25 protein-coding genes are annotated in these 22921 nt (G+C 63.7%); 11 read left to right on the forward strand and 14 right to left on the reverse strand.

The window, feature by feature from the left end; all coding sequences use genetic code 11:
• Positions 1-3: 3 nt before the first annotated feature.
• The 6 genes from CDV44_RS06915 to CDV44_RS06940 all read right to left on the reverse strand — a co-directional run bounded on the left by CDV44_RS06915 (position 4) and on the right by CDV44_RS06940 (position 6629).
• Entirely contained in the window at positions 4-1662 is a 1659-nt protein-coding gene (locus CDV44_RS06915; RefSeq protein WP_087687350.1) for an iron ABC transporter permease, read from the reverse strand.
• 6 nt (positions 1663-1668) lie between these two features.
• Complete coding sequence (locus CDV44_RS06920) at positions 1669-2607, reverse strand: ABC transporter substrate-binding protein (RefSeq protein WP_237171978.1); 939 nt, start codon at positions 2605-2607, stop codon at positions 1669-1671.
• 39 nt (positions 2608-2646) lie between these two features.
• Positions 2647-3375: an ABC transporter ATP-binding protein gene (locus tag CDV44_RS06925; RefSeq protein WP_249277432.1), complete on the reverse strand. Its 729-nt coding sequence runs from the start codon at positions 3373-3375 to the stop codon at positions 2647-2649.
• Positions 3375-4511 (reverse strand): porin, encoded by a 1137-nt coding sequence (locus CDV44_RS06930; protein WP_087687351.1) that lies wholly within the window; start codon positions 4509-4511, stop codon positions 3375-3377. The genes CDV44_RS06925 and CDV44_RS06930 overlap by 1 nt, the downstream gene beginning before the upstream one ends.
• Before the next feature lie 108 nt (positions 4512-4619).
• On the reverse strand, positions 4620-5921 hold the full coding sequence (locus CDV44_RS06935) for an ATP-binding protein (protein WP_087687352.1): 1302 nt from the start codon (positions 5919-5921) through the stop codon (positions 4620-4622).
• A 3-nt stretch (positions 5922-5924) separates the two neighbouring features.
• Positions 5925-6629, reverse strand: a complete 705-nt coding sequence (locus tag CDV44_RS06940; RefSeq protein WP_058375593.1) for a response regulator transcription factor — start codon at positions 6627-6629, stop codon at positions 5925-5927.
• 265 nt (positions 6630-6894) lie between these two features.
• Between CDV44_RS06940 and CDV44_RS06945 the strand changes: the two genes are divergently transcribed.
• A complete protein-coding gene (locus CDV44_RS06945; RefSeq protein WP_087687353.1) occupies positions 6895-7773 on the forward strand; it encodes a MipA/OmpV family protein in 879 nt (292 codons plus the stop codon).
• A gap of 59 nt (positions 7774-7832) precedes the next feature.
• Positions 7833-8939, forward strand: coding sequence for an SDR family oxidoreductase (locus CDV44_RS06950; protein WP_087687354.1), 1107 nt, complete (start codon positions 7833-7835; stop codon positions 8937-8939).
• A gap of 87 nt (positions 8940-9026) precedes the next feature.
• On the opposite strand, the gene CDV44_RS06955 is transcribed toward CDV44_RS06950, so the two are convergent.
• The 3 genes from CDV44_RS06955 to CDV44_RS06965 all read right to left on the reverse strand — a co-directional run bounded on the left by CDV44_RS06955 (position 9027) and on the right by CDV44_RS06965 (position 11812).
• Positions 9027-9935 (reverse strand): LysR family transcriptional regulator, encoded by a 909-nt coding sequence (locus CDV44_RS06955; protein ID WP_087687355.1) that lies wholly within the window; start codon positions 9933-9935, stop codon positions 9027-9029.
• Between the two features lie 72 nt (positions 9936-10007).
• Complete coding sequence (locus CDV44_RS06960; RefSeq protein WP_087687356.1) at positions 10008-10940, reverse strand: carbohydrate kinase; 933 nt, start codon at positions 10938-10940, stop codon at positions 10008-10010.
• A 101-nt stretch (positions 10941-11041) separates the two neighbouring features.
• A complete protein-coding gene (locus tag CDV44_RS06965) occupies positions 11042-11812 on the reverse strand; it encodes a sulfite exporter TauE/SafE family protein (RefSeq protein WP_087687357.1) in 771 nt (256 codons plus the stop codon).
• 118 nt (positions 11813-11930) lie between these two features.
• On the opposite strand from CDV44_RS06965, the gene CDV44_RS06970 reads away from it, so the two are divergent.
• Both CDV44_RS06970 and CDV44_RS06975 read left to right on the forward strand, forming a co-directional pair.
• Entirely contained in the window at positions 11931-12851 is a 921-nt protein-coding gene (locus CDV44_RS06970) for a LysR substrate-binding domain-containing protein (protein WP_249277433.1), read from the forward strand.
• Between the two features lie 262 nt (positions 12852-13113).
• Positions 13114-14526: a methyl-accepting chemotaxis protein gene (locus CDV44_RS06975; RefSeq protein ID WP_087687358.1), complete on the forward strand. Its 1413-nt coding sequence runs from the start codon at positions 13114-13116 to the stop codon at positions 14524-14526.
• Between the two features lie 144 nt (positions 14527-14670).
• Here the strand turns inward: CDV44_RS06975 and CDV44_RS06980 are convergent, their stop codons facing one another.
• The 5 genes from CDV44_RS06980 to CDV44_RS07000 form a co-directional block, all read right to left on the reverse strand.
• On the reverse strand, positions 14671-14985 hold the full coding sequence (locus tag CDV44_RS06980) for a hypothetical protein (RefSeq protein ID WP_058375586.1): 315 nt from the start codon (positions 14983-14985) through the stop codon (positions 14671-14673).
• A gap of 566 nt (positions 14986-15551) precedes the next feature.
• Positions 15552-16133 carry a hypothetical protein gene (locus tag CDV44_RS06985; protein WP_058375585.1) on the reverse strand — a complete coding sequence of 194 codons (582 nt, stop codon included), beginning with the start codon at positions 16131-16133 and terminating at the stop codon, positions 15552-15554.
• A gap of 67 nt (positions 16134-16200) precedes the next feature.
• Positions 16201-16338: an entericidin A/B family lipoprotein gene (locus CDV44_RS06990; protein WP_084656361.1), complete on the reverse strand. Its 138-nt coding sequence runs from the start codon at positions 16336-16338 to the stop codon at positions 16201-16203.
• Between the two features lie 156 nt (positions 16339-16494).
• Positions 16495-16701: a CsbD family protein gene (locus CDV44_RS06995; protein WP_058375584.1), complete on the reverse strand. Its 207-nt coding sequence runs from the start codon at positions 16699-16701 to the stop codon at positions 16495-16497.
• 185 nt (positions 16702-16886) lie between these two features.
• Positions 16887-18419: a CHASE3 domain-containing protein gene (locus CDV44_RS07000; protein WP_170935880.1), complete on the reverse strand. Its 1533-nt coding sequence runs from the start codon at positions 18417-18419 to the stop codon at positions 16887-16889.
• Positions 18420-18728: 309 nt separating this feature from the next.
• Between CDV44_RS07000 and CDV44_RS07005 the strand changes: the two genes are divergently transcribed.
• From CDV44_RS07005 to CDV44_RS07035, 7 genes are all read left to right on the forward strand, one after another.
• Entirely contained in the window at positions 18729-18905 is a 177-nt protein-coding gene (locus CDV44_RS07005; protein WP_064674981.1) for a DUF1328 family protein, read from the forward strand.
• 103 nt (positions 18906-19008) lie between these two features.
• Positions 19009-19170, forward strand: coding sequence for a DUF1328 domain-containing protein (locus CDV44_RS07010; RefSeq protein ID WP_039374862.1), 162 nt, complete (start codon positions 19009-19011; stop codon positions 19168-19170).
• A 107-nt stretch (positions 19171-19277) separates the two neighbouring features.
• A complete protein-coding gene (locus CDV44_RS07015) occupies positions 19278-19889 on the forward strand; it encodes a bacterioferritin (RefSeq protein ID WP_087687360.1) in 612 nt (203 codons plus the stop codon).
• 63 nt (positions 19890-19952) lie between these two features.
• The gene (locus CDV44_RS07020; protein ID WP_058375582.1) at positions 19953-20594 is read left to right on the forward strand and encodes a response regulator transcription factor; all 642 of its coding nucleotides are present in this window, start codon (positions 19953-19955) and stop codon (positions 20592-20594) included.
• A gap of 12 nt (positions 20595-20606) precedes the next feature.
• Positions 20607-21029 carry a response regulator gene (locus CDV44_RS07025; RefSeq protein WP_087687361.1) on the forward strand — a complete coding sequence of 141 codons (423 nt, stop codon included), beginning with the start codon at positions 20607-20609 and terminating at the stop codon, positions 21027-21029.
• Between the two features lie 166 nt (positions 21030-21195).
• Positions 21196-22230, forward strand: a complete 1035-nt coding sequence (locus CDV44_RS07030; RefSeq protein WP_087687362.1) for a methionine ABC transporter ATP-binding protein — start codon at positions 21196-21198, stop codon at positions 22228-22230.
• The gene (locus tag CDV44_RS07035) at positions 22220-22873 is read left to right on the forward strand and encodes a methionine ABC transporter permease (protein ID WP_058375579.1); all 654 of its coding nucleotides are present in this window, start codon (positions 22220-22222) and stop codon (positions 22871-22873) included. Before CDV44_RS07030 ends, CDV44_RS07035 begins: the two co-directional genes overlap by 11 nt.
• Positions 22874-22921 lie beyond the last annotated feature (48 nt).

Consider the following 22921-nt stretch of genomic DNA (forward strand, 5'->3'; position numbering starts at 1 on the left):
ACGTCAGGCGTTGGCCGGTTTGCCGGTCAGGCGCGACGCCAGCATGAGCAACGTGCCGCTCACCGCCATCGAGACCACGCCCATCGCCATACCCTGACCGATCGAGCCTTGCTCGAACTGTCGCCACACGAAGATCGACACCGTCTGCACGCCGCTCGGTGCAAGCAGCAACGACGTGACCAGCTCGCGCGACGCAATCGCAAACACGATCATCAGCGACGCCGCGAGCGCGGGCATCACCAACGGCAGCGTGATGCGGCGCAGGGCCACACCGGCAGGTGCCCCGTGCACGCGGGCAGCCGCTTCCAGCGAGGCCGCCGTCTGACGCAACGCGGCGCTCGTGTAACGCACCGGATACGGCAGCAACAGGCAGCTGTACGAGAGCAGCAGAATTCCCCACGTGTTGTACGGCGTGACCGGCCAGAACGGCAGGTTCCACGCGAGGATCAAGCCCACACCTACGACGATGCCCGGCAGCGCGTGCGGCAACAGCGACAAGCCATCGATCAGCACGCGGCCGCGCATGGTCGACTTCACCACACACCACGCACACAGGAAGCCCAGCACGCCGGTGACGAGCGATGTGCCCAGCGCCAGCGACAAGCTGGTCAGCAACGCTTCGACCCCTTCTGCCCCTTGACCCAGCAGTGCGGCGAAGTGTGCCGTCGTCAGGTTCGCCATCGACAGGCCGCCCGAGAGCGTGCCCGAGAAGGCGGTCGCGAGAATCGAGAACAGCGGCGCGACCGTGGCCAGCAGCGCTACAAAACCGAACCCCACGATGACCGGCAGTTGCCAGCGACCCAACGCACGCGGCGGTGAAGCGATCGGCTTGCCGGTTTGCGTCTCGAAGTCCTTGCCTGCCGACAACCGGTGCTGGAACACGAACGCCAGCAAGGCCAGCGTCGCCAGCACGACCGACAGGATCGATGCGCCCGGCAGGTCGATGGGCCAGTCGGCAAAGCGGCCTTCGATGGACGTGACCAGCACCGAAAACCCGGCGCGTGCCCCCAAAGCGGCAGGGGCACCGAACTCTTCGATGGCCATCGTGAACGCGAGCAACAGACTGGCGGCAAACGCCGGCAGTGCCAGCGGCAGCGTCACGCGCGCAAACGCACGCCATGCCGACGCGCCATGCACGAGTGCCACGTCGGCCAGCCGCGAGCCCGTGGTGGCCAGCGAGCGTGACACGGCGAAGTACACGACCGGGAAGATGTTGAGCGTCATCACGAAGACGAGGCCCGGCAGCGAGAAGAGGAAGCGTCCGGCATCGAGCCCGGTGAGCTGCTGCGCGTAACCGCCGGTTTGCAGCAAGAGCATCCAGCCCAGCGCCGCGAGATACGGCGGCACCAGAAACGGCAGCAGGAAACACAGATCCCACACCCGCGCATACGGCACATGGAACAACCCGCGCACCGCGCCGAGCGCGCCGCCCACAAGGGCTGTGCCCAGCGCCACCGACACCCCGAGCTGCAACGTGTTGCCGATGAGCGGCAACGTGCTGTCATGCGCGAGGGTCGGCCAGACGGCGGAGAAGGGCGCGTCGAACGAGCCCTGTGCGAGATGCGGGAAGATGGCCTGCAACAGCACGAACGCGACCGGTAATGCCACCACGACGGCGAGGGCTGCGACCGTCGCCGTCGGGAGAAGTCGGAACGATTTCACGTGGGGTCAGTGTTGGCCGTTGAGTTTTGCGAAACGGGCCAGCACTTCCGCGCGCGAAGCGCTCGACGACTGTGCGTCGCCTTGCGGCAGCAAACGCAGATCCTTGAACGAGGCGCGCTTGATGGCAATGTCTTCACGTGCCGGAATCAGCCACGCTTCGGCCACCAGTTGCTGACCCTCGTCGGAGAGCACGTAGTCGATGAACTGACGCGCTTCGCTTTGCAGCTTCGACGTGTTCAGAATCATCATCGGACGCGGGGCGATCACCGTGCCGCTCGTCGGGAAGATCACCTTCACGGCTTCGCCACCTGCGGCTGCTGCGTAAGCCACGTAATCGACCGCACCGAACACGGCCGCCTTCGCGCCTTGCAGCACCGGGTTCAACGCCTGCGCATTCGGGCCCGACACCACCATGCCGTTTTGCTTCAGATCGTCGAAGAGCTTCCACGCTTCGCCGCCCAGACGTGCTTGCAGACCCAGCAACAAGTCGGCCGACGCGCCCGAGAGGGCCGGGTCAGGCATGGTCACGAGATTGCGATACGCGGGCTTGGTCAGATCGCGCCAGTCGTGCGGCTCGGGCGTGCCCGACTTTGCATTCCACACGATACCGAGCGCCGAGAGGCCCTGTGCGACGTAATGCGTCGTCTTGAACGGAGCCGGCACGCGGGCGGCGTTGGCGCTCTGGAACGGGGCGAGCCAGCCGCGCTTTTCGAGATCTTGTGCGGTGTCCCACGAGGCGGAGATGAGGACGTCGGCACGCGGGTTGGCCTGTTCGGCTTCGATACGTGCCATCACCTTGCCGGTGGTGGCCTGAAATACATCGACTTTGATGCCGGTCTTCTTCTCGAAACCCGTCGCAAGCTTCTTGCTCAGGTTGCCGGGGCCGGCGGTGTAGACGGTCAGCGCATGGGCGTGTTGTGCGCCGACACTTGCAGCAAAGGCCATGGTGAGTGTCGCGATAATTTTGCGGTGGAGCATTATGGGCTACCTCGTAATACGTTTGTCAACGCGCCCGTGGGCGAGGATCACAATCTGATCGGCCAGCGCTTCGGCTTCTTCGCGGTCGTGGGTCACGTACACAGCCGTGGTGCCCAGACGCGAGAGCAGGGCACCGATGTCGGTGCACAGGCGCGTGCGGAGATCGCGATCGAGGTTGGATAGCGGTTCGTCGAAGAGCAGCAGGCGAGGGGCCGAGACGATGGCGCGCGCCAGTGCGACACGCTGTTGCTGGCCGCCGGAAAGCGCTTGCGGCCGGCGTGTGCCGTAGCCGCCGAGGCCGACCAGCGTCAGCGCTTCTTCCACGCGCTGCGCGCGCTCGGCGCGTTTCACACCGCGCATTTCGAGCGGGAACGCCACGTTGGCCGCCACGGTCATGTGCGGCCACAGCGCATAGTCCTGAAAGACCATGCCGAGCGAGCGCAATTCGGGCGAATGGCAAACGGTGTCGCTGGCGACAACAGTGTCGTCAAAGCGGATTTCGCCGCCGGTAGGCGCGAGCAGTCCCGCGAGCAGTTTGAGCAGCGTGCTTTTGCCGCAGCCGGACGGGCCGAGCAAGGCGGTCGTGGTGCCGGCCGGGACATCGAGATCGATGCCGTCAAGCACGCGCGCTGCACCAAACGTCTGGTGCAGCGCGCGCAGCGAGAGATGAACCCCGCTGCTTGCCATGCTTGCCGGCGACACCTCGCCGTGCGACAGGCGTGTGTCGCGCTTCATCAGAACACGTGCTTGACGCCGGCCATCGTACCGAACTGGTTCTTGCCGGCCACCACGTTGGTGCCGAAACCGTTCAGACCGAGGTCGGAGCCGTTACGGTTCACGACGTAGCCCATGTTGACGTAGACGTCGGTACGCTTCGAGAAGCTGTAGTCGGCGCTGACCTGGAACGACAACGGGTCACGATTCGTGCCGTAGAAGTTCTGGTACATGGCCGTGGCCGACAGGTCGAGCGCCGGCGTGGCGTGCCACGTGGTGCCCAGCCAGTAGTAGCTCGATGCTTCCACCGGGCTCTTGTTCAGGGCCGAGAGGTGGATCGCCTTGGCGTTCAGGTAGCGGTAGCCCACATACAGGTCGACGCTTTGCAGCGAGTACTGCACGGCGGCGGCGATGCGGCGATCGACGTTGCCTTCATAGCCACCGACCTTCGAGGTCAGCGCAGCGTTCGGGAGCACCGAGCCGCCGTTCTTCTGGTCGTAGGCGATCACGAACGACAGCGGGCCGTTGGCGTAACGCAGACCGGCGTCGACCACTTGCGCACGGCGGTTGTCGCCCGGCGTGGTGCTGGACGCGCCGAAGCTCACGTCGTCATAGCCCTTGGAGTACTGCGCCATCGCTTCGAAGGCGCCGAACTTGCCCGTGTAGCGCAGGCTGTTGTCCAGACGATCGGAGAACGCGGTGTCCTGCATCTTGATGGCGTACACGGCGTTGTTGAGCGGGTTGAACTTGCTCACCCAGTCAAGGAACACGCCGCCCTGACGGCCGATCGAGACCGCGCCGAAGGCGCTGTTCGACAAGCCGACATAAGCCAGCCGGCCAAACTCGCGACCGCCCTGAAGGGACGTGCCGTTGCCGAGATTGAAGCCGTTTTCGAGCAGGAAAAATGCCTTGTTGCCGCCACCGAGGTCTTCGGAGCCTTTGAGGCCCCAGCGCGAACCGGCGAGGTTGCCCGAAGTGACGCGGGAGAGGCTGACGGTGTTGCCGGCGCTGTTCTTGTCGGCGTTGGTAAGGAATTCGACACCCGAGTCGATCAGCCCGTAGAGCTGAACGTTTGACTGGGCCAAGGCGGGCGTGGGCAGGCTGCTGGCGAAAGCCAGGCAGCACCCGGCCGCCGCAATGCGGAGGTTGGGTTTCATTACAGGAGTCCTCTTTGGGATTCAATTGAGCCGTCAGGTTAAGCGGCCAACATGTCGCCAACATGACAATCGATCGTCATCCGAAAGAGGTCCTGCAATGCTCGCTGCTCAGATCGTGTTCGGGCCGGGCAGGGTGATGGTGAAGCGGGCGCCGCCCAGCGGCGAAGTCTCCACGCCGACTTTGCCGCCGTGCAGCAGCGCGATACGCCGCACGATGGCCAGCCCGAGTCCGAAGCCGCCGGTGGCGCGATTGCGGCTGCTGTCGAGGCGGTGGAACGGTTCGAAAATGCGTGCGCGGTCCTCTGCGGGCACCCCTTCGCCGTCGTCGTCGACGTAGATCAACACGCCGCCGTCCTCGCACACTTTCGCGCCGCACACGATGCGCCGGGAGGTGTGGCGCATAGCGTTGTTGAGCAGGTTCTGGACGGCGCGGGCGAGTAGCTTGGGTTCGACTTCGACGCAATCGGCACCGGGTTCTGCTGCGATATCGAGCGCAATCGAGCGTGACGCGAGCACTTCGGTGCAATTGGCGGCGAGGCTGTCGAACATCAGCCGCAACGACACGCTATGACGCGTGGGTGGCGCGGTGATCTGATCGAGGCGGGCCAGCGAGAGCAACTCGGTCACCAACTCGTCAAGCTCGCGAATGTCGCCTTTGAGCGCGACGATACGATCGTCGGCATCGGCGTCGTGGCGGCGCTGTTGCAGAATTTCCAGCCCGAAGTCGAGCCGCGCGATCGGCGTGCGCAGTTCATGCGACACAGCATTGATCATGTCTTTCTGCGTGGTGATCGAGCGCTCGATGCGATCGGCCATCGTGTTGAACACGCGCACGAGGGCGGCCAGATTCGAGAAGCGCGAGACGCGTGCGCGTGAACTGAAATCGCCTTCGCCGAAACGCAAAGCTGCACGGTTGAGCGACTGCACGTCGGTCCAGTACCAGCGCGACCATGTGAGGACGGCGAGCAGGATCAGCAATGCCACTACGGTGTACGCGAGGTAGTTGATCTGGCGCAGATTCAGGTCGGTGCCGGTCGCCGAGGTGAGCACCCAGTCGGAGTTGCGCAGACGTACCGCGTAATGATCGCCGTCGATGCCGTTGGCGACGACGAGCCCGGCTTCGAGATCCTTGCGGGCATATTCGAACGGCAGCGGCAGGCCTTTGAGCGGCTTGATCTCGATCTTGTCGTTGCCGTGGGATTCAAACTTCGCAATAAACGCCGGCCACTCGGATTCCGGCAGTTTCTCGAGCGACTGGTTGATGAGCCAGACATAGGCGCCCAGTTGCTTCTGCGCCGAACGGTTCAGGATGTCGTAGAAGAAAAAGCCGAACGTGTTGTTGATCAGCAAGATTGCCACAACAACGGCGAGCGCGACCAACCCGTACAGCTTCAAAAGAATGCGAAACATGAATCAACTCTCCCAGGCCGACGGGCTGAAAAGGTAGCCCCGGCCCCAGACGGTCTTGATGCGCTGCGGTTCGCCATCGGTATCTTCGAAGCGTTTGCGCAGCCGGTAAATGCCCACGTCCACCGTGCGGTCGATGCCGTCGAATTCGATGCCGCGCAGCTGTTGCAGGATCTCGTCGCGGGTCACCACGCGCCCGGCACCCTTCGCCAGAATCAGCAGCAGGCTGAATTCGTTCGACTTCAATTCGACCGGCAGGCCGCGCCAGAACACCATGCGGTCGCGCGGCACGATGCGCAACTGGCCAAACGCGAGACCGTCTTCGGTGGGCTCCTCGATCTCCGCAAGCGGCGTGGCGCGGCGCAATAGCGCCCGCAAGCGTGCCAGCAGCAGCCGTGGCTCGACCGGCTTGACGACGTAATCGTCGGCCCCGACTTCGAGCCCGGCGACCTGATCGTAGGTGTCTTCGCGTGCCGTCAGGATGAGGATGGGCGTGGCGCTGACGGCGCGAAGCTGCCGGCAGACCTCCATGCCGTCCATGCCGGGCAACATCAGGTCAAGGATGACGACGTCGGGAGAGAAGGCGCGAAAGCGCTCCAGCGCCCGTGCGCCGTTGGCCACCACCGTCACTTCAAATCGATAAGCGTGCAGATATTCGGTGACGAGTGCGGCAAGCCGCGCATCGTCCTCGACGAGCAAGACACGGTACATGGCCGTATTCCTTTCCTGTTGTGCTGTGCCGCAGTGTTGGGCGGCACTCCCGTGAAGCGCATTCTACTGCCCGGGAGCCCCGCCCGGCGGGCGTTTCAAACCTGCGAACAATTGAAAACATTTGTTCACAACTCTCCTAAATCGAATAACAGTCACGCCGCCGGTTCGCGCCTACCATGCGTTCACCTTGCAGTCCGTTCGTCTTGATTCCTCTCGCGTCATCACGTTCACCGGCTGCAATCTTCCAATAATTTGTAGGAATCCAATGAAAATCCGCCATCTCCGCTATCCGCGCTATCTCCGCTTGTTTCCCCGCGTTGCTGCACTGAGCGCCGCTGGTGTCGTGTTCGCTGGTGTCGCCCCGCAGGCGTTCGCCGTCGACCCGGGCCGCTACAGCGGCATCCAGCCCGACGCGAGCCTGCCCACGCAGGCGCCGGAAAGCGGTTACGAGTTCACGGTGGGTGGCGGTGTCGGTTATTCGCCGCGCTACATGGGCAGTAATGAGTACCGCGTGACGCCCGCGTTGAATCTGGCGCTGCAAACCCCGTATGGCGTGTTCGTCGGGCTGAGCGGCATCGGCTACCGGCTGTCGCTGCCGGCCGGCTTCTTCGTGTCGGCTGCGCTGTCGTACGACGGCGGTCGAAAGGACCAGAAGAAGGGGCTCGATTCCGGCTCGGACAAATTGCGCGGCATGGGCGACATCAAGGGCTCGGTGTTCACCACGTTGCAAGCCGGCTACGCCATCGGCGATCTGGCCGTCGTGAGCGTCGCGACCGATATTCCGCTCTCCAACCGCGATCGCGGCAATGTCTATCGCTTTGCGGTGGACAGCGTGCTGTTCAAGACGGCCGAAGATTCGGTCGGCGTGAGCGCAACGGCGCACTTTGCCAGCGGCAAGTATGCGCAGACGTATTTCGGTGTGACGGCCAATCAGAGCCTGAATTCCGGCTATCGGCAGTATGCCGTCGGCGGTGGCCTGTACGGCGTGAGCCTGACGGCGAACTGGACGCACAAATTCAACAAGCACTGGAGCACTACGGTTGCCGGCGGCCTGATTCGCTACACCGGTAACGCATCGAAGAGTCCCATCGTGTTCAACAAGACCAACTATCAGGTCGCCACCACGCTCGATTACACGTTCTGAGCGTCTGTACTCGTGTGATGTGCGGCGGTCCTGTTTTCTAGCCTTGCGAGGCAATAGCCATGCGAATTCTCGTCACCGGCAGTACCGGTTTTGTGGGCGGCGCCGTCGTCGCCCAACTTCTCAAAGACGGCTTCGGTCCGTCGTTGTTACTGCTGGTGCGTGCGCGCACCAGCTCCGACGGCCTTGCGCGTGTGCGCGCCGCGATGGACCGGTTTCGCGTCGCCCCGGTGCACCGGCTCTCGCTCACCGAAGCGAACATCGTGTGCGGCGATCTCGCGCAACCGATCTCGTTCGACGACGACCATCGCATGCGCCGCGTGACCCACGTGATCCACGCGGGGGCTATTGCCTCGTTTTCGGCACACCCGCAACTCGATACCGTGAATGTCGCGGGCACGCTGGCGCTCGCGCGCGCCGTGGCCGCTTCGCCGGTGCTGGAGCGCTTCGTGTATGTGGGCACGGCCATGGCCTGCGGCGATGCGATGTCAGGCGTGGTCAAGGAGTCGCACGATCTGGCGCGCGCCGATCATCAACTGGTGCCGTACACGGCGTCGAAGGCCGAAGCGGAGGCGCGGTTGCGGCGCGAATGGCCCGGGCTGCCGCTGGTGGTTGCGCGCCCGTCGATTGTCGTGGGTCATACCAAACTCGGCTGCGAGCCGTCGGGCAGCATCTTCTGGATGTTCCGCATGGTGCAGTTGCTGGGTGCGTTCACGTGCGGTCTCGATGACCGGCTCGACGTGGTGCCGGTCGATTTCTGCGCCGATGCGCTGATCGATCTGGCATTTCTGCCGCGCTTGCGCCACGACCTGTATCACGTGTCGGCAGGGCAGTCGTCGACGCGCACGTTTCGCGAGATTGAAGCGGCCCTTGCCCGAGCGCGCGGTGTGGCGCCGCTGGGCGAGCGCTTCCGGCATATCGGCGACGCGGAGATCGAGCGGCTGACACCGGCGCTCTCGCGCCAGCTCGGCAATGGCAACGGCCGTTTGATGGCCAAGGCGCTGCGTCGCTACGGCGCGTTTGCCTCGCTCGATTACGTGTTTGACAACCATCGTTTGCTGGGCGAAGGGACCTCGCCGCCGCCGCCCGTCACCGATTACCTCGATGTTTGTGTGCGCTCGTCGGCCGCCACCTCGGTGGCGGAGCAGATGGCGTGGGATTTCAAGTGAGTCTCGTTGGAGGACGGGACAGGCGACGCGCCGGTCCGGTCAGCTGGCTGCGGGGCGTGCAGCGTACGATGGGGTCGCTGCCACCCCTCACCGTGAGGCTGCCGGACTGGCGGCGTCTGCCGCAAAGCATTGCGCGAGAAAGCGCTCGGTCGGACGGCTGAGCGCGTCCGCGTGCGGCACCAGTGCCGTGAGCAGGCGCTTGAGGCCATGCGGCGGATCGATGCGAACCGAGGTCAGCGCGCCATCTTCATGACGCATCGACATGGCGGAAACGAAGCCGATCCCCATGCCGGCACGCACCGCTTCCTTGATACTTTCCACCCCGGCCAATTCCAGTGCGACACGGGGTTCCAGTCCCGATACCGAGAAGGCGCGGGCCACCAGCGCCCGCACGCCGGAGCCCGGTTCGCGCAGGATCAGCGGATATTCGGCGATGCTTTGCAGCGAGGCACCGCCCGGTAGATGCGCGAGCGGGTGATCGGACCGCGCGATGGCCACGACTTCGTCGTCGCGCCACGGACGCACGGCAATTTCCGGCGACAGGCCGGGCGGTACGGCGCCTTCGATGAAAGCGACATCCAGACTGTCGAGCTGCGCGACGATTTCGCTCGTGTTGCCGTCGACGATATGCAGCGCGACGGCGGGGTAGCGTTGATGGAATTCCGCGATGACGTACGGCAACAGATAGCTGGCAGGCGTGGTACTCGCGCCGATGCGCAAGGCTCCTGTTTCCAGCCCGCGAAGGCTGTCGCGCAACGCCAGCGCCTGCCGATAGTCCTGCCGCAGCTTGTTCGCATACGCCGCGACTTGTTCGCCTACAGCGGTCAGCCGTATGCCGCGCCCATCGCGGCGGTACAGCGGCTCGCCGAACGATTCCTGCAATAAGCGCAACTGCCCGGAGACCGCCGGCTGCGACAGGTGCAATGCCTCGGCGGCATGGCTGATGTTGCCCAGTTCGGCCACCGTCGCGAAGGTCAGCAATTGGTCCGGCGTCATATCGAATTCATCGGAAATGGTGATGATTGGTGGCCATCATAGCCATTTTTTCGATAATCGGCGCGGGGAGTCTCAGGTGAGGCCGGGTTGCGCCGCGACGAGCGCCTGAACGTCGTCCCAAGTCGGCGCGTGCGCCCCGGTGCGGGTGCAGGCCAGTGCGGCGGCTGCCGCGGCGTGGCGCAGGTGCGTGGCAAGGGGCGCGTCCGGTTGACGCGAAAGGCTGGCGAGCCAGCCGCCAATGGTGGCGTCGCCCGCGCCTACTGTGTCAGCCACTGCGACTCGGTAGGCCGGTTGCGCGAGTGCAACGCCGTCAGGGGTGAGCAAGCGCATGCCGTGTTCGCCATCGGTCAGCAATAACGTGGCTCGTGGCGCGATACGTCGGACTTCAGTCAATGCGGCGGCGTCAGCTTGTGAGGGATACAGCGCGCGCAAATCTTCGACGGACAACTTTAGCCAAGTGGCGAGGCGTGCCATACGGGTGAAAGTCGCCAGATAGTCCGGCCCCATCAGGTTGCGCAGATTCGGATCGAAGCTGATGGCCACGCCGCGCGCATGCAGTTGTTCGGCCAAATCGAGCAGGGTGCTGGCGAGCGGCTCGCGCACGAGACTGATACAGCCGAAGTGCGCGACGCGGGCTGCTGCCTGCCAACCCTCGGGCAGCGCCTGCGGGTCGAAGGCCAGATCGGCGGCCCCTTCGCCAAGGAAGAAGTAGGCCGGGGGATCGTGTCGATGCACGACGGCGAGCAACGGCGGTCGGTCCACGGCTTGCAGGAATCGGGCGTCGAGACCCGCGGCTTCAGACAGGGCAAGCAGTTCGGTGCCGAACGGCGCATGGGTGCTGATGGCACCGCCGTAGCCCGTTGGCACCCCCATGGCGGCGGTGACGCGTGCCACGTTCCAGCAAGCGCCACCGGCACGGCTCACCCACTGGCGGCCATCGCCCTGCGGCTGGCGAATCAGGTCGGTGAGGGCTTCGCCGAAGACAAGCAGTGCGGGCAGGGACATGGTGGCAACATCGGTCGCAGGGAAGCAGAGGCCGTCAGCATACCTTTGATGAGGCAGCGCAGGCGTTGTCTTGCGTGAGATTCCGTTCGGTTGCGCAGCGGCTATTTGCTGTGCAGCAATAGCGCCACACCCGCGGCGAGCACCACGAGATTCACCACTTTCACGAACTGCGCACGCGACAGATGCAGCGTGACGCGTTTGCCCAGCCACATGCCAAGCATCATCGCGGGCACCAGCGTGACGGTAGTCACCAGCATCGACAGATCGGCATAGACGCCCGCCAGCAGAAACAACACGGCACGCACCAGCGTGCTGAAGCCGATGAGCGTGGCCTGCGTGACGCGCATCGACTCCACGCGTTCGAGACGGCTGGTCAGGTAGATCGCATAAATGAAGCCGCCGCTGCCGAACATCGCGCTGAACACGCCGCCCACGGTGCCGAACGGGATCGCCCACTTCTGCGAGAGCCGCGATTTGGCGCGCGGGCCGATCAGCGCAAACACGGCATAGCCGCACACGAACCACGCGAGCGCGCGCAGCAGCGTTTCAGGCCGAAGGTGCAGCAGCAACGCCGCACCCGCGAGGCTGCCGGCAAGCATCGCGGGTAGCAAACGGCGCAATTCGCTCGTGTCGGCCGCGCGGGCATTGCGCACCACGTTGCCCGAGGCGGCGCTGAAGTCGAGCAGGGCGAGCATCGGCACGATCTGCGCCACGGGCAAGGTGTAAGCGAGCACCGGGCTCGCGACCAGCGCGGTGCCGAAGCCTGCAATGCCGAAGATGAGGTAGGCGACGACAAGCGCCGCGCTCATCAACAGCCAGGCGTGAAGTGAGGGGAGTGCCGCGATGAAGGTGTCGAACTGAGGGAACGGCATAAGGGTGGGGGCGGGTAATCGGGGAGGGGCCGCGAAGGCCTGCGCTTTCCGTCAGCATAGGGCCGGGGTGCTGCACCGCGCCAATATAGAATGTGGCGATATTCGATCTCGAAACGGCATGACCATGGTGTCGCTGCGGCAGTTGCGGTATTTCCTCGAAGTGGTGGATGCGGGCGGCTTCAGCGCGGCCGCTGAACGGCTGTTTGTCGCGCAGTCGGCGCTGAGCCGTCAGATCTCGGAACTCGAACGCGAATTGCAGGCGGTACTGCTGGAGCGCTCTTCCAAGGGCGTGACGCTGACGCCCGCCGGACGCACGTTCGTCGACGAAGCGCGCCGTGTGCTCACCGAACTCGAAGGGTCGGTGGCGCTCACACGCAGCGTGGCGCGCGGTGAGCAGGGTTCGGTGCGCCTCGCGCATTCCACCTCGGTGCCGTTTGCGGGCGAACTGCCTGCCGCGTTGCACGCGCATTTGTCTGCCAACGCGGGGGTCAGTGTTGAGATATCGACGTTGTCGTCCGAGCAGCAGCAGGACGAAATTGAAGCCGGCCGCATCGATCTTGGGCTCGTTCGCCTGCCGGTGCTGCGCCCCGCGCCGTCGCTGATTTGCGAGCGCATCGCCGTCGAGCGTCTGGTGTTGTTGGTGCCGGACGGGCATCCGCTGGCCAATGAGGCGTCTATCAGTGTGGCGGCGCTCGCCGACGAGCCCTTTGTCTCAATTCCTCATCGCGAGCGCGGCGGCCTGAGCTACCGGGTAGCGCAGTTGTGCCAGCAGCACGGGTTCTTTCCCCGCGCGGCGGCAGCGACTTCGCGCAAGATCGCCCAAATGAATCTGGTCGCGGCGGGCTTCGGCGTGGCCATCGTGCCGGAAAGTCTGGCCGCGATGGCCGGTGCTGGGGTCTGCCGCGTCGCGCTCGACGACCCGCACGCCGTGTGCGAAGTCGCGTTGCTGCGCCGCCGCGATGCCGGGGCGCTCGCCGTGGCGTTGGGGGACGCGCTGAAGCTCGCGCTTTGCGCTATGGCAATCCCTGACGGACTTTGAACCCCCGCAGTAAGTCCCGCGTAAGGCGTGCATGAGAGGGTGCCCCCATAAGGTGCGGAAAGCGCACGGGGGCATGTGGGGCAGGCCCGCAAGCCGGCTGCGACAGCGTCGCGAACGGGCTTGTGCGAAGCGAGGAAACCCTCAAGTCGGCCATTTTTTCTCCCGTTATACTTTTCGACACATCAGCGCAGGGCGCACACGCCGGACGGGCAGGCGCGCACCTTCGCCATAAAAATCAGATCAGAGATGCGAGGAGACGACGATGGGGCTATTCACGCGCCGCGGGGCAGCCGCGCAGACCGTCACAATCATGAGCGAGGTGGCCGACAGTGCCGGCACCCTTGGCATCGAGCTGTGCGATATCGCCGGTAATGTCGACGAAATCGCCGTGCGCATCAAACGGCAGGCCGAAGTGTTTCAGGAGCTTCAGCGCGCCGCCGCCGACACCAGCGAAGGGAATCAGCAGATTGCGGCCGCCGCGCGCGAAGCCCGCGACGTCGCCGATCGGGCGAGCGCCGAAATTGCCGCGTCGCGCGGTACCGCCGACGCCTCGCTGGCGTCCATTCACGGGCTGGTCGAAGGGGTGTCGGGCATGGCCGGTGAAATTGCCGGTCTGCGCGACGCGCTCGAACACGTCGGTAAGGTGGCCGAAGGCATCTCGGTCATTGCGCGCCAGACCAATCTTCTCGCCCTCAATGCCGCGATCGAAGCCGCGCGCGCTGGTGTCGCGGGGCGCAGCTTTGCGGTCGTGGCCACCGAAGTCAAACAACTGGCGAGCAAGACCTCGGAAGCCACCCAGCAAATCGAACAAACCCTCGCCGCACTGGCCGAGCGCACCCAGCGGCTGATGCGCGAGAGCAACACCAATGTGGCCCGCGCGAACGAAGCGCGCGAAGGCACCCGGGCCATCGCCAGCGTGATCGAGACCGCCGGCACCGCGCTCGACACGTTCGACCGTCAGGCCGGGCAGATCGTGCAGGCGAGCGAAGCCATCGAGAACGAATGCAGCACGCTCGCCGCGCACGTCGATGAAATGGCCGATGGGGTCGCGCACTCCGCCGAGCACGTCGAAAACGCACGTGAGCGGATCAACGGGCTGCTCTCGGTATCGGAGCACCTGATCGGCCTGATCGCCGAGGCGGATGTGGAAACGGAAGACACACCGTTCATTCGCGCCGTACGTCGTGCAGCGAAGCAAGTGGGCGAGACCTTCGAGGCGGCGCTCGCCAAGGGCAAGATCAGCGAGCAGGAGTTGTTCGATCGTCGCTACGAACCGATTCCGGGGTCGAACCCACAGCAGTTGATGGCGCGCTTCACACGCTTTACCGACGAAACGCTGCCGACGATTCAAGAGCCGCTGCTCTCACTGAGCGAGCGCATCGCCTTTTGCGCCGCCGTCGACGAGAACGGCTATCTGCCGACGCATAACCGCAAGTTCTCGCAATCGCCCACCAATGATCCGGTGTGGAATGCAGCGCATTGCCGCAACCGGCGACTGTTCAACGACCGCACGGGCGCGGCCGCAGGGAGCAATACGAAACCCCTGCTGTTGCAGACGTATCGGCGCGATATGGGCGGGGGCGAGTTTGTGGTGATGAAGGATGCATCCGCCCCCATCTATGTGAACGGGCGTCACTGGGGCGGCTTCCGGATTGCTTATCGTGTGATGGCGTAGCCACCAGTCACCGAACGTTTGTTGCCGTGCGTCCATGAAAAAACGCGCCACCGACGAAAGCATCGGTGGCGCGTTTTTTATTGAACGAGGGCATCAGGTATGGCGTCTGTCGTCCTCTCATTCGTCGATCGATTCAGGCCGATATCAATAGCCGTACCATTGGCCATGACGCCAGTAGCCGCGGCCGTAGCCGTAGGGGCGCCCATAGTAGGGGCGGCCGTAGTACACCGGCGCCGGGGCGACATAAACCGGCGGCGGGCCATAGTAGGCGGGCGCAGGGGCAACATAGACGGGCGGGGGCGGTGCCACGTAGACGGGCGGCGGTGCGTAGACCGGGCCCGGGACGACGAGCGGCACACCGATGCCGATGCCCACCGAGACGTGTGCCTGCGCAGTTCCGATCGCACCCGCGGCGAGCGCGACTCCGGCGATGGCAAGGGCGGCAAACTTGGCTTTCATGATATTTCTCCTGCGGACTTGGCAGCGTACTGATAACAGCGCCCGGACGGCACCATGCCGACCGACTCGCCGGGTGCCCGCCGGCACCTTGGGTTTGTCAGATTCCTTGGCTTAACTTTACTGAAGTTCCGAAACGCGGGTGCTGCGCAATTGTTGCAAAGTATGCGCATTCGCACGGGGTGGGGAACGTTCGGGCGTGGAAAAGCGGCCGCCAAACGTGTGAATCACGCACCCATTCTATTCAGAATCAACGGTTTGCGCTCGTTTCGGTTGACGACAGCGGTGGTCGTGGATGAGCGAAACGGGTGACAGCGGCGCGGCACTTGTTACATTCATTTACATGGCCGCCTGCGCGCTGTGGTGCAAAAACAGCGGCGGATGCCGCTTGCGCGACATCCGCCTGCCGTCGGTGTCTCTTCCTGCCGGGCGTGCTGTCCCTGTGGATAACGGTGGTACCGCGGGTGGCACCGCGCGCCTGCCGAGACACCTCTCCTCCCCTGCTAAACCGGGCGCGGCACCGCCGCGGGTTCGGGTACTGCTGTCGTCAACGTCTTTGCTACGTCTTTTTATTGATTGAAGCGCACCTTGGCGTCAGCCACGCAGGCATCCTTGCTGTTGCCCGTCATGCTGTCGCAACGTTCCACGGCGGCCTTGTACTGGGCCTTGTTCGCGTCGGCGTTAGCATCCTGACGCGCCGTCGCGGTGTCCTTGGACGACTCGCGGCTCGTGCGCATCACCTTCGCGTCGCCGTAGGCCTTGGTCTTGGCGGCGTCGGCATCCTTCGCGCAGACATCCTTTTCGTTGCCCTTCTTGTCGTCGCAGCGCAGCTTGGCGACGCTGTAGTCGGCGTCGGCCTTCGCCACTGCCGCGTCGTAACGCGCCTTCGGCGTGTTCTTGTAGTCGGCTTCGGCATTGGCCTTGGCAACCTTCTCGTTGCCCTTGGCGTTCTCGACACAGACCTTCTTGGCGTTGTCCTTCAGGTCTTCGCAACGCGCGACCGATGCCTTGTAGTCGGCCTCGGCAGATTTCTGCGCGGCGTCGTAGCGGTCTTTGGTGGCGGCGTCGGCGGCGCTGGCCGAGGCAGCGCCAAAGGCGCTTGCGGCCAGCACGGCACAGGTCAGCCAGTTCAGAGCGAGTCGGTGTTGCATGTCAAAGTCCTCCAGTGAACGAGCAGATAGTTGATGTCTTCGTGGGCTTCGTTGTCTTCGCTAGCCGTTACTTGTTGCGGTCGGCGGCACCCTGGATGGCTTCGCCACCCTTTTCGATGTCCGTACCCGCACCATGGACGGTGTTGCAGCCAGCAAGACCCAGCGCGAAGCCGGAGAGCAGAGCGATGGCGATCAGTCGTTTCATTTGAGTTCTCCTTGAGAGATAGCGATAGCGGCGGCGATAGTGGCCAAAGGTGCTAACAAGGGTGCCGGGGAAGCGCTCTATGGCGCTTCGATGCCATTCGGCACCGCCGGTGCGTCCGCCTCCCGACGGACGCGACCGTGGGTGCTACCGTGGTGCTTACCAGAGCTTGTGATCCTTGTTCCAGGTGTCGACTTCACGTTCCGCCTCGGCCTTTTCCTTGCCGTAGCGTTCCTGGATCACGCCCACGAACTTGTCGCGGTTGCCTTCGATCTTGAGCAGATCGTCATCGGTCACCTTGCCCCACTGCTTCTTGGCTTCGCCCTTCAGTTGATTCCACTTGCCCTTGATCTGATCCGAGTTCATAACAACTCCTTTCCGGTTGGGATTGGGTACTCCGAGGTACTGACTGCTTCATGCGATGGCGCTGTTGCGCCGTCGCCGCAGTTGCCGCCCGGTGTGGCGGCGGTTGATTCCATGGTAGGGAGTGCCAATCGTTCGCGCTGTCAGCGAGACCATCGTCGCGCTGTAGGCGGAGTCGGGTAGCGCTGTCAGCGCATTCCCACGGGGGAGGTCGGCGTGCCGTCGGGCCGGTCGGCTTGATCGGCCCGCGCGGTGTGATCGGAGGGGACGGCAGGGGATGCCGGGGTGGTGGAATCGGTGGAACTGGGGGAACTGGGGGAATTGGGGGCGTCAGTGCGATTGGCGCTATCCGCGCCATAAATCACATTGCCCGGGTCGGTCATGTCGAGCGCATCGGCCGGGTTGCACAGCGGCATCACCACCTGAATCTCGGTGCCGATTCGCTCCGGCAGCGAGTGGATATCGATGCGCCCGCCGCGCGCCGAGACGCGTTGACGCATGCCGAACAGACCATGCGTCTTCGGCTTGTTGAACTGGTCAGGCGTGAGGCCGATACCGTTGTCGATGACTTCGAGGCGCACGCGCTGATCGTCGCAGGCGAGCGCGACCCGAATCGTCGTCGCGCGGGCATATTTGCCCGCATTCGTCAGCGCTTCCTGCGCCACGCGGAACAGCGCAATGGCCGTGGCTTCCGGCAGGGCGAAATCTTCTTCCGGCAGATCGAGATCGAGCTGCCAGTGCTGTTGGTCGGCGGCTTCTTCCGCGAGCGAGCGCAGGGCGGTCACGAGACCGAAATTGATCAGCACCGTGGGGCGCAGATTCTCGATGATGCGGCGCTTGATCTGGATGCCCGAGTCGAGATTGCGCTGCGCACGCGCGAGTTTTTCGGCGATGACGGTGTCGGTGTTGCGCAGTTTGTGGTGCGCCCACGTGACATCCATCTTGCATGCGGTGAGGATCGCGCCCAGCTCGTCGTGCAACTCGCGCGAGAGCCGCGTCTTCTCGTCTTCGCTCACGTTCTGCAAGTGTGTGGCCAGTTCGTCGAGCTGTTCGGTGCGCTCGCGCACGAGGCGGTCGAGGTGCGCCTGTTGTTCATGCAATTGGTCGCGGGCGAGTTGCTCCTGACGCATCTGCCGGCCAAGCGTGCGGAACAGCAGGATGAACAGCAGAATCGTCAGCACCGAGAGTGCGCCAGCGCTGATGGCGGAGATGGCCTGATCGAAGCGGCCGTCGTCCTGCGCGGTGCGCGCGCGGGCGAGTTCACGGTTGTACAGATCGGTGATGGCGTTCTGCACGGGTTCCATCGTGCCGATGCCGAGATTGTTCGGGGCGAGCGCCTCTTCGAGATTCATTTCGCCCTGCCTGACGGCAGCGCGTGCGGTTTCCATCGCGGTAATGCGCTGCGAGAACAGCGTCATCACGTCGGCGAATTCGCGCGCCGCCTGCGCGTCGTGCACATCTTCGTAATGCTGGATGACGAGCGCGGCCAGATCGCGAATGCGACGTACGGCCGAGAGGTACGGGTCGAGATAAATCGGGTTGTTCGTGAGCAGATAACCGCGCTGGCTCGACACCACCGTGGAGGTGCGCGCCATGATCTCGTTGAGCTCGTTGGCGGCGGTCATCGCTTGCAGGGCAGCCTCGTACGTCGAGGCCAGCCGCCGGTGCGCCGACTCCAGCCCGATCAGGCTCCCGACCGTGATCACGATCGCGGCGATCATGGCAATGATCCAGCTTCGGCGACGCAACCAGGACGTGAACAAACGGGGCATTGAAGGGCCAAGGGAGGGTAGGGGGCGCTTCGATCATAAGTCGAAAATCAACCGATAGCGCGAAATGTCAGCCAATTCCTACGTAAAAACCAGCGCCACCCGGGCATTCTCGGCGGCGCTGTTTTTCTACCATACATTCAGCGCCGAACGTTTTGCATGCCATGTGCGCCACCCGAAAGACGGGATACATGGGCACGCCAAGCGCCGCGGAGCACACGCAAGCCTCAGGGAAGTGAAGGGTAAAACAAGGAGAACGCTATGTTGAAGTGGGCTTTGTTGTTCGCACTGATCTCGATCGTGGCGGGCCTGCTGGGCTTTACAGGGATCGCCGCCGGTGCGGCTGGGGTCGCCAAGATCCTCTTCGTGCTGTTCCTGGTGTTGTTCGTGATCTTCCTGCTGCTCGGTCTGACCGTCGCCAAGAAGATCGTCGACTAGCCGGTGCCGCCCGGGCCGCCCGTCGAGGGGGCCCAGGCGGCCCGAATAAGCTGCCAACGCTGTCAATGCTGGTCTGGGCCGTCATTTTTGCAAGGAGCTAGCGATGCTTCACTACGCCGTCGTGTTTTTCGTGATCGCGCTGATCGCCGCAGTGTTCGGCTTCACCGGCATTGCCGCCGGCGCCGCCGAAATCGCCAAGATTCTGTTCTTCATCTTCCTCGTGATCTTTTTGGTCACGCTGCTGTTTGGCGTGGTCCGACGATAGCCGGGTGCGGCCGGTGCCGGGGGACCGATCGTCCGATAGTGATTTGACGACCGGCTCCCGGGCCTGAACGCCCCTTCCCCACAAAACACTCGCAGGAGAATTCGCTCATGCATACCGCCAAGCACGCCAAGCAACACGCCAAGACGCAAGGCAAGCCCGCCATCAAGGGCAACGGTCATAGCGCTCACGCCGGCGAGGACTTCGAAATCGATGTCCGTGCCCTGCGTGAGCGTGCCCGCGAGCATCTGGACGATGGTGCGGTGACGGAAGACTATCGCGCCGATCGCGATGCTGTCGTGCATATGCTCAACGACGCGCTCGCCACCGAACTGGTGTGCGTGCTGCGCTACAAGCGCCACCATTTCATGGCCACCGGCATCCATGCCGAGCCGGTTGCCGCCGAATTTGCCGAGCACGCCGCTCAGGAACAAGACCACGCGGACCGCATTGCGACGCGTATCGTGCAATTGGGCGGCGAGCCCGATTTCGCGCCGGACAGCCTGTCGGCGCGCAGCCATGCCGAATATGTCGCCGGGAAGAACCTGCGCGAGATGATTCGCGAAAATCTCGTCGCGGAACGCATCGCGATTGAGAGTTACCGCGAGATGATTCATTATTTGGGCGACCGGGATACCACGACGCGGCGTATGCTCGAGGAAATTCTGGCTGTCGAGGAAGAGCACGCCGACGATATGCGCGACCTGCTCGACCGGGAGTGAGGGTCATGGCCAACGCGCCGAAGGGTAGCGACCGGACCGATGGGGACAGTCTCTGGAGCTTAGATGTCACTGACAATAAAAATCCTGATTGCCGACGATCACGCCATCGTTCGCACCGGCTTCAAGCAGTTCATCGCGGACGAGTCGGACATGGAAGTGTTGGGCGAGGCAGCGAGCGGCGACGAAGTGATTCGTGCCGTGCGCGATACGGCGTTCGATGTCGTGCTGTTGGATATCGCCATGCCTGACAAGAACGGCATCGACACCCTGCGCGTGATCAAGCAGTTGCGTCCGCAGCAGGGGGTGCTGTTCCTGTCGACGTATCCGGAAGCGCAGTACGCAGTGAATCTGCTGCGCGCCGGTGCCAATGGCTATCTGATGAAGGATGCGGCGCCCGAAGAGATCATTCGGGCGATTCGCACGGTGGCGCGCGGCCATCGCTATGTGAGTGAGATCACCGCCGATTTGCTCGCGCAGAAGCTCGATCAACCGATCGACGAGCCGATGCATGAGCAGCTCTCCGAGCGCGAGTTTCAGGTGTTCTGCAAGCTCGCGCAGGGCCGTACGCCCACCGAGATCGCGGAGGAACTGCATTTGTCAGTGAAGACCGTGAGCACGTATCGCGCGCGCGTGCTCGAAAAGATGCATTTGAAAACCAATGCCGATCTGACGCTCTACGCGCTCAAGAACGGTCTGATCAGTTGATGAGAGGCAGTTATGTCAACCGGGAAAGCGACAACGCTGACGGGGTCCCGCTCTCCCCTTAAGGTGCTGTTGATCGAGGACTCGGCGGTCATTCGCGAGAGCCTGTCAGAAGCACTCGGTTCGACCGGGATGCTTGAGGTGGCAGGGGTTGCGGAAACCGCCGACGACGCGGTTCGCACGCTTAAGGAGGATTCGTACGACGCGGTGATCGTCGATATCCAACTGCGGCGCGGCTCAGGCATGGACGTACTGTCCTACCTGCACGACGCCGGCCTGTTGCCTCACCTGATGGCCATTGTGCTCACGAATTACGCGCTGGCGACGTATCGCAAGCGTTGCCAGCAGCTTGGCGTGCAGTATTTTTTCGACAAATCGCTCGAATTCGACCGCGTGATCGAGGTTCTCGACGATTTCGCCACCGGCCGGCAGGCCTGAGCGGCGGACCTTTCCCGGACTACCGTTGAATTCCCATATAAAGGGATCGAATTTTATTATTTTCAACTATTTAGGTGCATGGGCTAAAATATCGCCTTTGCGCTAAATACCGGGTCAACGGCGGCGCACTGCGGGTAGTTTCGGCAGTGAGCTGCTATTTTTTTGCATGATCGAACTCCAGAACATTACCCAGCGCTTCGCTGGGCCCAAGGGGCCGATCGACGCGCTCTCCAATATCAGCCTGTCGATCGAGCGCGGCGAAGTTTTCGGCATCATCGGCCGAAGCGGCGCCGGCAAGAGCACGCTCGTGCGTGTGATCAACCTGCTCAACCGTCCGAGCGACGGCAGCGTTCGCGTGGACGGGCAGGATCTCACCGCCCTCTCGTCGGACGAATTGCGCAAAGCGCGCCGCCGTATCGGCATGATCTTCCAGCATTTCAACCTGCTCAGCTCGCGCACGGTGTACGACAACGTCGCGCTGCCGCTGGAGCTGGCCGGCCTGTCGGCGGATGAAATTCGTGCGAAGGTGCTGCCGCTGCTCGAACTCGTGGGCCTGACGGCGCAGAAGGATCGTTACCCGGCGCAGATTTCCGGCGGTCAGAAGCAGCGCGTGGGCATTGCCCGGGCGCTCGCCAGCGAACCGCAGGTGTTGCTCTCGGATGAAGCCACGTCGGCGCTCGACCCGGAGACCACGCGCTCGATTCTCGATTTGCTCAAGCGCATCAACCGTGAACTCGGTCTGACCATCGTGCTGATCACCCATCAGATGGAAGTGATCAAGCAGGTGTGCGATCGCGTGGCCGTGCTCGACGCCGGGCGCGTGGTGGAACAGGGCCGCGTGATCGACGTGTTCCTGCGTCCGCGTCACGAAGTCACGCGCGCCATGATCGGCGACGTGATCGCCCAAGAGCTGCCGGCGGGCGTGCGCGAGCGTATCGCTTCGCGCATCGGCAACGGGCACGATCACCTGTACCGGCTGGCCTTCTCGGGTGCCGGGGTGGATCAGCCGCTGCTCTCGGAAGCGATTCGCCGCTACGAACTCGATTTCAATATCCTGCATGGCCAGATCGACGAGATCCAGGGGCAGGCTTTCGGATCGCTCGCCGTGATGGCCGGCGGTACCCCGGCCCGTGTGGCCGAAGCCATGGCGTTCCTCGCCAGTCAAGGCGTCGTTGTCGAGGAGATGAGCCATGTGGAGTGAAATGTTCGATCTGTTCGTCTCGTCGTTCTGGGAGACGATCATCATGGTCGGGATCTCCGGCCTGATTGGTGCAGTGGTCGGCGTGCCGCTAGGCGTGCTGCTGTATCTGACCGATCGCAATGGCGTGTTGCAGAACCTGCCGACCAATCGCATCGTCGGCATTCTCGTCAACGCCGTGCGTTCCACGCCGTTCATCATCTTGCTGGTCGCCGTCATCCCGTTCACGCGCCTGATCGTCGGTTCGTCGATCGGTACGATGGCCGCCGTGGTGCCGCTGACCATCGCCGCCGCGCCGTTTGTCGCGCGTCTGGTCGAGACGGCCCTGCGTGAGGTCGACCGCGGCCTGATTGAAGCTGCCCAATCGATGGGCGCGACCACGGGTCAGATCGTCATGAAGGTGCTGCTGCCCGAGGCGCTGCCCGGCATCGTGGCCGGCCTGACCATCACGTTCGTGAGCCTGGTCGGCTACTCGGCCATGGCCGGTGCCATTGGCGGCGGCGGGCTGGGTGATCTGGGGATTCGTTACGGTTATCAACGATTCCTGCCCGAAGTGATGATCACGGTGGTGCTGATCCTGATCGTCTTCGTGCAACTGGTGCAGACGTTCGGCGACTGGCTGGTGCGCCGCCTGAGCCACAAGTAATTCATTCTGTTTTCGGAATAACATCGTCGCCGGCGAGCCGGCACTTAC

The sequence above is a fragment of the Pandoraea sp. PE-S2R-1 genome (genome assembly GCF_002179865.1).
In the GTDB taxonomy this organism is placed as follows: Bacteria; Pseudomonadota; Gammaproteobacteria; order Burkholderiales; family Burkholderiaceae; genus Pandoraea.